Source organism: Aquitalea magnusonii (genome assembly GCF_002217795.2).
Lineage (GTDB): Bacteria > Pseudomonadota > Gammaproteobacteria > Burkholderiales > Chromobacteriaceae > Aquitalea > Aquitalea magnusonii_B.
Map to the genome: position 1 here is coordinate 711,069 of NZ_AP018823.1, position 13,481 is coordinate 724,549.

The 13,481-nt window shown below is 61.8% G+C and carries 10 protein-coding genes; 5 read left to right on the plus strand and 5 right to left on the minus strand.

Annotated elements, in window-relative coordinates; genetic code table 11:
• Nucleotides 1-101: 101 nt before the first annotated feature.
• The 5 genes from DLM_RS03405 (at nt 102) to DLM_RS03425 (ending at nt 7,135) form a co-directional block, all read left to right on the plus strand.
• The gene (locus DLM_RS03405) at nt 102-1,787 is read left to right on the plus strand and encodes a glutamine--tRNA ligase/YqeY domain fusion protein (RefSeq protein ID WP_089082762.1); all 1,686 of its coding nucleotides are present in this window, start codon (nt 102-104) and stop codon (nt 1,785-1,787) included.
• Between the two features lie 399 nt (nt 1,788-2,186).
• Nucleotides 2,187-3,404, plus strand: coding sequence for a 6-phosphofructokinase (locus tag DLM_RS03410; protein ID WP_089082761.1), 1,218 nt, complete (start codon nt 2,187-2,189; stop codon nt 3,402-3,404).
• Between the two features lie 154 nt (nt 3,405-3,558).
• Nucleotides 3,559-4,932 (plus strand): cysteine--tRNA ligase, encoded by a 1,374-nt coding sequence (gene cysS, locus DLM_RS03415; protein WP_089082760.1) that lies wholly within the window; start codon nt 3,559-3,561, stop codon nt 4,930-4,932.
• A gap of 226 nt (nt 4,933-5,158) precedes the next feature.
• Nucleotides 5,159-5,374 carry a 50S ribosomal protein L31 gene (rpmE, locus tag DLM_RS03420; protein WP_089082759.1) on the plus strand — a complete coding sequence of 72 codons (216 nt, stop codon included), beginning with the start codon at nt 5,159-5,161 and terminating at the stop codon, nt 5,372-5,374.
• Nucleotides 5,375-5,479: 105 nt separating this feature from the next.
• Entirely contained in the window at nt 5,480-7,135 is a 1,656-nt protein-coding gene (locus tag DLM_RS03425) for an ArnT family glycosyltransferase (RefSeq protein ID WP_089082758.1), read from the plus strand.
• A gap of 65 nt (nt 7,136-7,200) precedes the next feature.
• On the opposite strand, the gene DLM_RS03430 is transcribed toward DLM_RS03425, so the two are convergent.
• The 5 genes from DLM_RS03430 to DLM_RS03450 form a co-directional block, all read right to left on the minus strand.
• Nucleotides 7,201-7,605, minus strand: a complete 405-nt coding sequence (locus DLM_RS03430; protein WP_089082757.1) for a hemerythrin domain-containing protein — start codon at nt 7,603-7,605, stop codon at nt 7,201-7,203.
• 155 nt (nt 7,606-7,760) lie between these two features.
• Nucleotides 7,761-9,722, minus strand: coding sequence for an acetoacetate--CoA ligase (locus DLM_RS03435; protein WP_089082756.1), 1,962 nt, complete (start codon nt 9,720-9,722; stop codon nt 7,761-7,763).
• A 70-nt stretch (nt 9,723-9,792) separates the two neighbouring features.
• The gene (locus DLM_RS03440; RefSeq protein WP_089082755.1) at nt 9,793-10,686 is read right to left on the minus strand and encodes a hydroxymethylglutaryl-CoA lyase; all 894 of its coding nucleotides are present in this window, start codon (nt 10,684-10,686) and stop codon (nt 9,793-9,795) included.
• Between the two features lie 18 nt (nt 10,687-10,704).
• Nucleotides 10,705-12,672 carry an acetyl/propionyl/methylcrotonyl-CoA carboxylase subunit alpha gene (locus tag DLM_RS03445; RefSeq protein ID WP_089082754.1) on the minus strand — a complete coding sequence of 656 codons (1,968 nt, stop codon included), beginning with the start codon at nt 12,670-12,672 and terminating at the stop codon, nt 10,705-10,707.
• A 10-nt stretch (nt 12,673-12,682) separates the two neighbouring features.
• On the minus strand, nt 12,683-13,480 hold the full coding sequence (locus DLM_RS03450; RefSeq protein WP_089082753.1) for an enoyl-CoA hydratase/isomerase family protein: 798 nt from the start codon (nt 13,478-13,480) through the stop codon (nt 12,683-12,685).
• Nucleotide 13,481 lies beyond the last annotated feature (1 nt).

The window sequence follows — 13,481 nt, forward strand, 5'->3', positions numbered from 1 at the left end:
CTTTTCCCCGGCAAAACCGGCCATGCCGGGACTGCTACTCCCCAGCAAGGGCAAATCGGTTACAATCACCGATTGCTTTCAATCAGTCTGCAGCCGGAATCATGAGCACGGAAAACAACGCGCCAGTAGTCAGCAACTTCATTCGCAACATCATTGACGAGGACCTGGCTTCGGGCAAGCACAGCGCCATCGTCACCCGCTTCCCGCCGGAGCCCAATGGCTACCTGCACGTGGGCCATGCCAAATCCATCTGTCTGAACTTCGGTCTGGCCGAAGACTATCAGGGCAAGTGCAATCTGCGCATGGACGACACCAATCCGGAAAAAGAGTCGGACGAATTCGTGCAGTCCATCAAGGACAGCGTGGAGTGGCTGGGTTTCAAGTGGGATGGCAATGTCCGTTTCGCCTCGGATTACTTCGATGCGCTGTACGACTATGCCGTCGAGCTGATCAAGTCCGGCAAGGCCTTTGTCTGCGACCTGAACGCCGAGGAAATGCGCGCCTATCGTGGCAGCCTGACCGAGCCGGGCAAGAACAGCCCCTTCCGCGACCGTAGCGTGGAAGAGAACCTCGACCTGTTCACCCGCATGCGTAACGGCGAATTCCCGGACGGCAGCAAGACCTTGCGCCTGAAAATCGACATGGCCTCCGGCAACGTGAACCTGCGTGACCCGGTGATCTACCGCATCCGCCGCGCGCATCACCACCGTACCGGCGACAAGTGGTGCATCTACCCGATGTACGACTACACCCATTGCATTTCCGATGCGCTGGAAGGCATTACCCACAGCCTGTGCACGCTGGAATTCGAAGACCATCGCCCGCTGTACGACTGGGTGCTGGACAACATCACCATTCCTTGCCATCCGCGTCAGTACGAGTTTTCCCGTCTGGAGCTGCTGTACGCACTCACCTCCAAGCGCAAGTTGCAGGCGCTGGTGACTGACGGCCTGGTGGATGGCTGGAACGACCCGCGCATGCCCACCATCGAAGGCATGCGTCGCCGCGGTTTCAGCCCGGCTGGCATCCGCCTGTTCGCCCAGCGCATTGGTGTGTCCAAGGGTGAAAACATCATTGACATGAGCGTGCTGGAAGGCGCCGTGCGCGAGATGCTGGAAAACGAATCGCCGCGTGTGATGGCCGTGCTGGACCCGATCAAGGTGACGCTCACCAACTTTGATGCTGCCGTGACTGCCAGCCGCAGCGCGCCTTTCCATCCGCATCACCCGGAATTCGGCGAGCGCGAAGTGCCGATCGCCCGTGAAATCTGGATCGAGCGTGACGACTTTGCCGAAGTGCCGCCGCCCAAGTGGCAGCGCCTGACTGCCGGTGGCGAAGTGCGCCTGCGCTACAGCTATGTCATCAAGTGCGATGAAGTGATCAAGGATGCCGACGGCAAGGTGGTGGAACTCAAGTGCTCCATCGACCACGACACCCTGGGCAAGAACCCGGAAGGCCGCAAGGTCAAGGGCGTGATTCACTGGGTGTCGGCCGAGCACGCGATTGAAGCCGATGTCCGCCTGTACGACCGCCTGTTCACCGAGCCGCGTCCGGATGCGGTGCGTGGCGACGATGGCGAATATGTCGACTTCCGCCAGTTCCTCAACCCGGAATCGCTGAAAACCGTCACTGCTTTTGTGGAAGACGCCGTGCTGAAGGCCGCCCCGGAATCGCGCTTCCAGTTTGAGCGCCTGGGCTACTTTGTCACCGACCGTTACGACCATCAGCAAGGTGTGCGTGCGGTGTTCAACCGGACTGTGGGTTTGCGCGACAACTGGAGCAAGTAAATTGTGCCCAAACCAGCAAGTCAGCACTGACTTGCTGGTTGCTTCGGATTATCGACAAACCCTCTCTCGCTTTCTGCGAGGAAAGCGAGGCTCCCTTTCAAGGAAAGGGCGGGGGGATTGGGAATAGATGGGAAGGCTGCGGAATCAGTCACTTCATCGAAAGGCCCGGCTTTGCCGGGTCCGGTGCAATCGCACCAAATCAATTTGTCAGCAGCCGGAAGCGGGCCATACGGCCCGCTTTTTTCATGTCTGTTGATCGGGTACACCGTTCGGCGGGCACTGACAAGCTTCGCCAGCGCAGCATTTGATGCGCGTCGACTTTGGCGTGATGTAATTTGCCTGCTACACCTGTCCTGCCTAGCATCAAAACCATTCAGTCTTGCTTTGCGGAGAAGTGTGATGAACCAGCCTCGCCTGCTGTATCTGCAATCCGGTGGCCCCACCGCCGTACTCAATGCCTCGGCGCAAGGGGTGATAGAAACCGCGCGCAAGCTGGGCATCTCGGTGTATGCCGCCCGCGACGGGCTGGCTGGCCTGCTGGAGGACCGGCTGGTGAATACCGATGGCGTTTCCGACCACGACATCGCCCGGCTGGGTTTTCTGCCTGGCGGGCATTTTGGTGTCAGCCGCCGCATGATAGGCCGTTTCGATGAATGTCCCGAAGACTGGCTGCGCATGAAAGCGGTGCTGGCGCGTCACGGCATTCATTATCTGCTGATCAATGGCGGCAACGGCTCGCTGGGCTGTGCCGCCCGGCTGGCGGATTTCCAGCGTCATACCGGTCATGCGCTGCATGTGATCGGCATTCCCAAAACCATAGACAACGATCTGGTCGGGACTGACAACAGCCCCGGCTATGGCTCGGCGGCCAAGTTTCTGGCCAGCACCATGCTGGAAGTGGGCATGGACATGATCAGCATGGGCCGCGGCCGGGTATTCATCATGGAGGCCATGGGCCGCCATACCGGCTGGCTGGCGGCGGCACCGGCGGCGGCGCGCATTCACGGCGGACAGGCACCGCATATCGTGCTGCTGCCGGAAGTGCCGTTTGATCAGGACAAGTTTCTGGCTGCGGTGGATGCCAGTCTGGCGGCGCATGGCCAGTGCGCCATTTCGGTGGCGGAAGGCCTGGTGGATGCCGCCGGGCGCTTTGTCACCGAGGCCAATGCTTCGGCCATTTATGGCCATGAGCAACTAGGCGGGGTGGGGAGCTGGCTGGCGGCGCTGCTCAAGCGTGAGCGCGGCCTGTCCGCCCATGTGGCGCAGGTGGATTATCTGCAACGCGCAGCCGGGCATCTGGTGTCGGCCACCGATGCCGCCCAGGCTTACCAGATGGGGAAAAAGGGTGTGGAATGGCTGCAGGCCGGCCGCAGTGGTGTGATGGCGGGTATCCGCCGCCTGTCCGATCACCCCTACCGCTGGGAAGTGGCCGACTTTCCGCTCTCTGAGGTGGGCGATCTGGAAAAAGCTTTCCCACCGCACTTCATCTCTGCCGATGGTTATGGCGTGACCCAGGCTTTTCTGGACTACCTGCTGCCGCTGATGGAGGGCGAGCGCATGCCGCCCTTCCGTCAGGGCGTGCCGGATTACCGCCGTATTGAATGGCCGCCGGTGTGACCCCATTTACTGGCGGCAGATGTCACTCGGGACCGGGCACTGGCCCGGTTTTTCATTTTCCGCGCAGCAGAACGGGTAGTGTGCTGGCGCTTCGCGGGGGCTTGACGACTCTGCTACAATTTCCCCTTTTACCCAAGCACAGGTTATCGAGATCATGCTGAACGTGTACAACACCCTGACTCGCCAGAAAGAAGAGTTCCATCCCATCGAACCGGGCAAGGTGCGTATGTATGTGTGTGGCATGACGGTGTACGACCTCTGTCATATCGGCCATGCCCGCATGCTGGCCGCCTTTGACGTGATCTACCGCTGGCTCAAGGCCTCCGGCTACGATGTCAATTATGTGCGCAACATCACCGACATCGAAGACAAGATCATCAAGCGTGCGCTGGAGCGTGGCATTACGCCGGACCAGTTGGTGGCGGAAACCATCGCCGACATGCATCAGGATGCCGCCGCGCTGAACCTGCTGCCGCCAACGCACGAGCCGCGCGCCACGCACCATGTGGGCGGCATGATTGCGCTGATCGAACAACTGATTGCCAATGGCAAAGCCTATCCGGCTCCCAATGGCGACGTGTACTACGCCGTGCGTGAGTTCGAGAGCTACGGCAAGCTGTCCGGCCGTACGCTGGACAAGCTGCGCGCCGGTGAGCGCGTGGAAATCGACCCCAACAAGCGCGACCCGCTGGACTTCGTGCTGTGGAAGGCCGCCAAACCGGGCGAGCCGTCCTGGGACAGCCCGTGGGGTGCAGGCCGTCCGGGCTGGCATATCGAATGCTCGGTGATGAGCTGTCATCACCTGGGCGAGCACTTCGACATTCACGGTGGCGGCGAAGACCTGCAATTCCCGCACCATGAAAACGAAATCGCCCAGTCCGAGGGCGCGCATGGCCATAAATATGTGAATTACTGGCTGCACAACGGCTTCATCAATGTCGATGGCGAGAAGATGTCCAAATCGCTGGGCAATTTCTTCACCATCCGCGACGTACTGCAGCATTTTGACGGCGAAGTGGTGCGTTTCTTCATTGTGCGCAGCCACTACCGCAGCCCGGTCAACTACACCGACAGCATCCTCAACGATGCCAAGCAGGGCCTGACCCGCCTGTACACCGCGCTGCGTGGCTTGGCTTTGCCGCACAGCACGGGCATTGACTGGAGCAACCCGTACGCTGCGCGCTTCAAGGCAGCGATGGACGACGACTTCAGCTCCTCCGAAGCCGTGGCGGTGCTGTTTGAGCTGGCCGGGGAAGTCAACAAGAGCCGCGATGTGCAACTGGCCCGCCTGATGAAGGACCTGGGCGGTGTGCTGGGCCTGCTGCAGCGCGAGCCGGAGGAATTCCTCAAGGCCGGAGCAGGTGAAGGCGAATTGACTGCCGAGCAGATCGAAGCCCTGATCCAGGCGCGTCGTGATGCGCGTGCCAACAAGAACTGGGCCGAGTCCGACCGTATCCGTGACGAGCTGATCGCCAAGGGGGTGGTGCTGGAAGACAATGCGCAGGGCACCAGCTGGCGTCGTGCCTGAGCCTGCATTGCTGGCCGGGTAAGTCCGGGGCGGCAGTCTGATAAGAGCTGCGAACAAAACCGCGTAGAGAACCCGGGCCTGGAGCGGGGGTTTTGTTAGCGGCTCCAAAGGCTGCCGCCGTTTTCGTTTCGGGCGACTTGTCAAGTGCTGATAAAGCGCGGATAATGGGTCCCTTCACCAAGTAGTACAGGCAAAACCCCTGTACCCGTAACCAAGGAAGCTCACAATGCGCGCTGACATTCACCCGAATTATGTAGAAGTTGCTGTTACCTGCTCCTGCGGTAACACCTTCACCACCAAGTCCACCATGGGCAAAAACGCCTTCCATATCGAAGTGTGCTCCAGCTGCCACCCGTTCTACACTGGTAAGCAGAAGATTGTTGATACCGCCGGCCGTATCGACAAGTTCAACCAGAAGTTCGGTGGCTTCTTCAAGCGCTAAGCTTGTAAGCTTTGGAAAAAAGGCAGCCTCGGCTGCCTTTTTTCATTTCCGCTGTTCTCGCTTGCACATTAAAATAGCGCTTTACTCCTACCGGCGCGCGCCTCGATGCTGACGTACTCCCCGCAAAACGCCACCGTTCCCGTTCCCACCGAAAAACCCTGGGTACTGTTATTGCTGTGCTTTATCTGGCTGTGGCCGGGCATTATCGGCCATGATCCCTGGAAGCCAGACGAGCCCTATGTGATGGCCGTGGTGGAAGGCATGCTGCGCAGTGGCAACTGGCTGCTGCCCACCATACAGGGGGTGCCTTATCTGGAGTCGCCACCGCTGTACTACTGGGTGGCTGCCGGGCTGGCCCGATTGTTTTCGCCATGGCTGCTGCCGGCGCATGATGCTGCCCGGCTGGCGACACCGCTATTCATGGCGCTGGGTTTGACGCTGGCCGGCATGACCGGGCGCGACCTGATCGGCCGCCGCCATGGTCGCAGCGTGGTGATGATCCTGATTGGCTGCCTGGGCCTGATTGTCACCGGTCACCAGATGACGCCGATGGTGGCCACTTTCACCGGTTTTGCCGCTGCATTTTATGCGCTGTCGCTCACCCTGCGCTCACCCGGTCTGGCCGGGGCCATCCTGGGCGCGGGCAGTGCCGCGCTGTTTCTGAGTGCCAGCCTGCTGGAAGTGATGCTGGTGTGGGCAGTGGTGATTTTCCTGCCGGCTTTCACCGCCTGGCGTAACAAGCGCTATGCCATTACCGTGTTCATGGCCTTGCTGGTGGCCTTGCCGGTGGCGCTGATCTGGCCGCTGGAACTGGCACGCGGCTACCCGGCGCTGTTCCGTCTGTGGTGGGAGCATCACGCGCTCGGACCTCTGGATGGCTTTGGCAAGGTCAGCCTGTTCCACGGCTTTGGCTACTACACTTTCAATACCATCTGGTTTGCCTGGCCGGCCTGGCCGCTTGCCGCCTGGACGCTGTACCGCAACCGCAAGTACGAACTGCCCATGTTGCAGTTGCCGCTGATGTTTTTTGCCGTGGTGCTGATCATGCTGACGCTGTCCGAGCGCAAGAGCATGGATTACGCCATGCCCTTGCTGCTGCCGCTGGCGCTGCTGGCCGCGGTGGAGCTGGATAATCTGCGCCGTGGCGCGGCAGCCTTTCTCAACTGGTTTGGCCTGATGGCGTTCGGGGTGTTCGGCCTGCTGATCTGGGCCGGCTGGGCGGCAATGAACTATGGCTGGCCGGAGCGCCTGGCCGGGCGCGCGCAGTATTTCAGCCCTTACTATGTGCCGCATGTCTCGGTATTGGCGGCTGTTTTTGCCGTCCTGGCCACCATCACCTGGATCTGGGCAGTCACCCGCAGCCATTTGCGTGGCCGGCAGGCCATTACCAACTGGGCAGCCGGGCTGACCCTATGCTGGGGGCTGGCCCTCAGTCTGTGGCTGCCGTGGCTGGATGCGGCCAAGAGCTATCGCCCGGTGGTGGAAAGCATGCGCCGCGCCTTGCCCGCGGTGGTGGCCGACAATACCCAATGCATTGCCACCGAGCGTCAGAATATGGTGGCGCGCATCAGTTGGCACTATTACGCCGGGATTGATCTGGTGGCCTATCCTGCCGGGGAGAGCAGCCCCTGCGATTATCTGCTGCTGATGCGTTCCCGTAGCGAAGGACTGGCCGAGCCCGGCTGGGCCTTGCTGTGGCAGGGGTCCAGACCGCGCGAGAAGTACGAGCTGTTCGGCCTGTTCCGGCGCTCCGCCCACTAGTTGTTGGCCGCGGCGTGTTCAGGTGGCAGCAGGCCGGACAGTGTCCGGCCTTTTCATTGCCTGCGTCAGCGCTGCAAGGCCGCCATGACTGCCGGCAGAGTTTCCGCCAGGGTAAACAGCTCGCGCTCCTCAAAGCGGACATGGGCGCTCATGGCAGCGGCAAAGTCCTGCAGCAGGCCCGGACTGGCCAGGTTTGCATGCTGCATCAGCTGATGCAGATGAGCATGTTCATCCAGCGTGCGCTGCACCAACTGTGCATTGCCGGCTTGTGCCAGGGCAGGCAACAGGGCGCGTTCTTCTTCGGCAAAGTGGGCTTGCAGGGTTTGCCGGTAATGCTGCCTGATGTTGTCGGCGGCGCGCTGCCACTGGTCGGCATCATCGCTACGGGCCGCCTTGCCGGCCTGCATGGCCAGCGACAGGGCATGGTGGTGATCGCGCGAGAGGGGAGTAAGGGCGGGGCTGCGTTTCATGCGGGAACCTGTTGCTGGTAATGGCCTTAGCCTGCGGTCTGGGCTGATGGGCTGCCTTGATGGCCCTCAAGCCTGTCCGGCTTGCTGAGTGGATGGCGAGGCTGGGCGGGCAGGCCGGGGGGCAAGCCAGCTCCCATGCCCGCGGCGCTGGCAGGCTAGTTTTGCAACTGCTGCAGATTGGCAAACAGTTGCAGCGCTTCCGGGTTGGCCAGCGCACTGAGATTATTCACCGGCTCGCCGTGAATCACGTTTTTCACTGCCAGTTCGACAATCTTGCCGCTGATGGTGCGTGGAATATCCGCCACCGCAATGATGCGCGCCGGGACATGACGCGGGCTGGCGCCACGCTTGATCTGCTCACGCAGCCGGTTGACCAGCGCGTCATCCAGCACCTGGCCCTGCTGCAGCCGGACAAACAACACCACGCGCTCGTCGTCCTGCCAGCGTTGACCCACGGCCAGGCTTTCCACTACTTCCGGGAAGCTTTCCACCTGACGGTAGATTTCCGCGGTGCCGATACGCACGCCACCGGGGTTGAGCACCGCATCGGAACGGCCATAAATCACCATGCCGTTGTGGGCGGTGAGTTCGGCGTAGTCACCGTGGCACCACACATTATCGAAGCGGCCAAAATAGGCCTGACGGTATTTGCTGCCCTGCTCGTCCTGCCAGAACCCCACCGGCATGGAGGGGAAGGGGCGGGTGCATACCAGCTCGCCTTTCTCCTGCCGTACCGGTCTGCCGTAACTGTTGAAGATGTCCACCGCCATGCCCAGGCCACGGCATTGCAGTTCGCCTCGGTACACCGGCAGGTTGGCGCAGCCCAGCGCAAAGCAGGACACAATGTCGGTACCGCCGGAAATGGAGGCCAGATTGATGTCCTGCTTGATGTTGGCGTACACCCAGTCAAAGCTTTCCGCCATCAGCGGCGAGCCGGTGGAGAACACTGCACGTAGTGCATCCAGCCGGTATTGCGTGGCAGGAGTCAGGTTGATCTTGCGCAGGCCATCAATGTATTTGGCCGAGGTGCCAAACTGGGTGAATTGCCATTGCTGCGCATACTCCCACAGAATGCGTCCCTGATTGGCAAACGGCGAGCCGTCATACAGCATCAGCGCCGCACCGCTGGCCAGGCCGGATACCAGCCAGTTCCACATCATCCAGCCGCAGGTGGTGAAGTAAAACAGGTGGTCGCCGTGGTGAATGTCGGCGTGCAGCTGGTGTTCCTTCAAATGCTGCAGCAAGCTGCCGCCAGTGCCATGCACGATGCATTTGGGTTTGCCGGTGGTGCCGCTGGAATACAGGATGAACAGCGGATGGTTGAATTTCACCCGGACAAACTGCAAGGGGCGCGCAGTGAAACGGGCAATGAAATCGTCCAGCGTAATGGTGCGCGGCAGGCTGGCGGCAAAAGCAGCGGTTTCGCCCAGATAGGGGACGGCAATGAACTGCTGCACCGAAGGCAGGCCGGCTGCCAGCGCCTGCATCTTGTCGCGGATGTCGATCTGCTTGCCGCCATACCAGTAACCATCCGGGCAGAACAGCAGCTTGGGTTCGGTCTGGCCGAAGCGGTCGATGGCACCGTCGATGCCAAAGTCGGGCGAACAACTGGTCCATACCGCACCCAGGCTGGTGGCGGCCAGCATGGCGGCCACGGTTTCCGGCATATTGGGCAGGAAACCGGCCACGCGGTCGCCTGCCACAATGCCGGCGGCCTGCATGGCTTGCTGCAAGCGGGACACCAGTTGGCGCAACTGCTGCCAGCTGTAGCGGGATTTGACCTTGTCTTCACCCCAGAACACCAGGGCGGTGGCATCGCCATCGTGACGCAGCAGGTTTTCTGCGTAATTGAGCCGGGCTTCGGGGAAAAAGCGCGCAGCCAGCATATTGTCCGCCTGCTCCAGCGCGCTGCCACCCTTGTCACCCAGCACCCCGCAGTAATCCCACACCAGCGCCCAGAAGCGGCCCGGATCGTCCACGCTGGCTTGCCACAGTGTCTGGTAATCGGGCAGCGCGCGGTCGTAGGCTGCTTCGGCCAGGCGGGTAAAGGCATGCAGGTGGGAGCCTGCGATACGTTCGGCGGATGGTTGCCAGATGGGCTGGGTGAGCTGCTGCATGGTTCTCCTCTTTCTTTACCTTGCTTTTCTTGCTTTTCTTGCTTTGTTTTTGCGGCGTGGCCGTGGCGGCTCAGTGGACCGTTGCCATGGCCTGCGCCACTTTCGAGGTGGGGGCGCGGCCCAGTAGACCGGCGGCAAACCAGGCGGTTTGCACCAGGGAGGGCAAGTCTATGCCACAGTCCACGCCCAGGCCATGCATCAGGTACACCACGTCTTCGGTGGCCACATTGCCGGATGCCCCACGAGCATACGGGCAGCCGCCCAGCCCGGCAATCGAGGAATCGAATGTTCTGATGCCAGCCTGAAAACAAGCATGAATATTGCTGATGGCCATGCCGTAGGTATCGTGGAAGTGACCTGCCAGTTGTGCAATTGGCACAAGCTTGCTGACTGCTTCCAGCATGTCCAGCGCCCGGTTGGGGGTGGCAGTGCCAATGGTGTCGCCCAGCGAAATTTCGTAACAGCCCATGTCCAGCAGACGGGCAGCCACTTCTGCCACCTTGGCCGGGGCAATCGGCCCTTCATAGGGGCAATCCACCACGCAGGACACATAGCCGCGCACGCGGATGCCCTCGCGCCGGGCAGTAGCCATCACGCTGTCAAAGCGGGCCAGGCTTTCGGCAATGCTGGCATTGATGTTTTTCTGGCTGAAGCCTTCACTGGCGGCACCAAACACAGCGATTTCACGCACGCCAGCTGCCAGAGCCTGTTCCATGCCTTTGTCGTTGGGCACCAGCACCGGGTAATTTACCGACCCGGACAGCTCCAGTGCTTGCAGTATGTGCAAGCTGTCAGCCATCTGCGGCACCCACTTGGGCGAGACAAAAGCACCGGCCTCGATGGTGGTGAGGCCGCTGGCAGCCAGGCGGCGAATCAGTTCCAGCTTGCTGGCGGTATCCACCTGCTGCTTTTCGTTCTGTAGCCCGTCGCGCGGGCCGACTTCGACGATTTTTACGGTTGGCATAGCGTGTTGTCCTTCGGATCAGTCGGCGTCGAAGTCGAGCAACTCGTCGCCATCACACACTTGTTCGCCAGCGGCGAAATAGAAGGCCTGCACCACGCCGTCGGCAGGTGCATGGATGGTGTGTTCCATTTTCATGGCTTCCAGAATTAACAGGGGCTCCCCCTTGCTCACCTGCTGCCCGCTACTGGCCAGCAAGGCCACTACCCGCCCAGGCATCGGTGCTTTCAGGTGGGTGGCGCCATGCACTTCTTCGGCGCTGGCGGCGTAGGGGTCCACCCAGCTTGCTTCCAGCCGTTCGCCTTGCAGGAACAACACCCGCTGCTGCTGCTGGCAGATGACGGTGGCGCGCAGTTGTTGCCCGTCCAGCGTGACATGCCATTCACCGTGTTGCAGCCGTGCCATGGCCTGATATGTCTGTCCTGCCACCGTCACGGCAAAACCGTGCTCCAGATGGCGCAGGCTGACGCTGTGCAGGGTGTCGCCGTGCATGAATTGCTGGATGGTTTCCAGTTGCCCATTCAGACGCCAGCCCGCGCGCACCGGGAAGTCCGTCTGCGCGCCCAGCGTCTGGGCCAGCGCCAGCACGGCCAGCTGCTCGCCACTGGCCGGGACGGCCGGTGGCAGCAAGGCATCCTGATAGCGGGCGATCAGGCCGGTATCCACCGCACCGCTGGCAAAGCTGTGGTGCTGCACAATGCGGCGCAGGAAGGCGATATTGGTGGTGACACCGGCCACCTGATACTGCGCCAGTGCCGCGTCCAACTGTTGCAAGGCGGCAGCCCGGTTTTCACCCCACACGATCAGCTTGGCAATCATCGGGTCGTAGAAGGGGCTGATGCTGTCGCCTTGTTCCACCCCGGTATCAATGCGTACCTGAGCGCTTTCTGCGGGGGTGGCCAGGTGAATCAGCTGGCCGGTGGCGGGCAGGAAGCCCTTGTCCGGGTCTTCCGCATAAATGCGCGCCTCGATGGCGTGACCGTGAATCTTCAACTCGTCCTGCCGCAGCGGCAGCGGCTGACCGGCGGCCACTTGCAATTGCCAGGCCACCAGGTCTTGCCGGGTGATCATTTCGGTCACCGGGTGTTCTACCTGCAGGCGGGTGTTCATTTCCATGAAGTAAAAGTCACCGGGGCGGCCATCGTCCTGTACCGCCATGATGAATTCCACCGTCCCCGCACCGACATAGCCCACCGCACGGGCGGCGGCGCAGCCGGCTTCGCCCATCGCCTGCCGGGTGCTGACCGGCAAATCCGGTGCCGGGGCTTCTTCCAGTACTTTCTGATGGCGGCGCTGCACCGAGCAGTCGCGCTCGAACAGGTAGACACAGCCTCCCAGGCTGTCGGCAAATACCTGGATTTCCACATGGCGCGAACGCGGCAGGTATTTCTCCACCAGCACCTTGTCGTCACCAAAGCTGGCGGCCGCTTCGCGCTGGCAGGAGGCCAGCGCAGCGGCGAAATCCTCGCTGCGCTCGACAATGCGCATGCCCTTGCCACCGCCACCGGCGCTGGCCTTGATCAGTACCGGATAGCCGATACGGTCGGCCTGCTGGTGCAGGAAATCCGGCTCCTGGCGCTCGCCGTGATAGCCCGGCACCAGCGGTACGGCTGCTTGCTCCATCAGTGCCTTGGCGGCGGACTTGCTGCCCATGGCGGCAATGGCGCTGGCCGGCGGGCCGATGAAGGCGATGCCGGCGGCAGCGCAGGCGGCGGCAAAGTCAGCGTTTTCCGACAAAAAGCCATAACCGGGGTGGATGGCCTCGGCACCGCTCTGGCGGGCAATGTCCAGAATCAGCCCGGCCTTGAGATAGGATTCCGCCGCCGGAGCCGGACCCAGTCGCCAGGCTTCATCGGCCAGTCTGACAAAGCGGGCATCGGCATCGGCATCGGAATAAACGGCAACAGTGGCAATGCCCAGCTGGCGCGCGGTCTTGATCACCCGGCAGGCGATTTCCCCGCGGTTGGCAATGAGTATTTTCTTGAACATGGCAGTGTCCTTATTGTTCTTGTTGCCAGGCGGGCGGGCGTTTGTCGAAGAAGGCGGCCAGACCTTCGCGGGCTTCCTGTCCGCTGCGGGTACTGGCAATGCGGCTGGCGGTGTCGGCCAGCAGGTCGTCATCCCAGGGTGAGCCTTCATGCAGTTCGGCCAGCAGGTCTTTGGCTGCCCCCAGTGCGCGTGGTGCGCCTTTGGCCAGTTCGCTGGCGATGTCGGCGATGCGCTGGTCCAGCATGTCGGCGGCGACAACTTCATGTACAAGGCCGATACGGGCGGCAGTGGCGGCGTCAATGCGCTCGGCCGACAGGAAGTAGCGCCGCGCCTGCCGCCAGCCGATGGCATCGGCCACATAAGGGCCGATGGTGGCCGGAATCAGGCCCAAGCGCACTTCAGTCAGGCCGAAGCGGGCGGCGTCGGTGGCAATGGCAATGTCACATACGGTAGCCAGGCCGGTGCCACCGGCAATGGCCGGGCCGTGGATGCGGGCGATCACCGGCTTCTGGCTGCGGTAAATGGCCTTGAGCATGGCGGCCAGGCGCTGGGCATCGGCCAGGTTTTCTGCCTCGCTGTAGCCGGCGGCGCGGCGCATCCAGTCCAGGTCAGCCCCGGCGGAAAAGCTTTTGCCGTGACCGGCCAGTACGATGACGCGCACGCTGTCGTCCAGTTGCAGGGCCTTGAAGGCGGCGGTCAGCTCGGCAATCAGCGTTTCGTTCAGCGCATTGTGCAGTTCCGGGCGATTCATCCAGACGGTGGCGGTGCTGCCGCTGCGATGGATATCAAGAGTCTGATACTGGCTCATG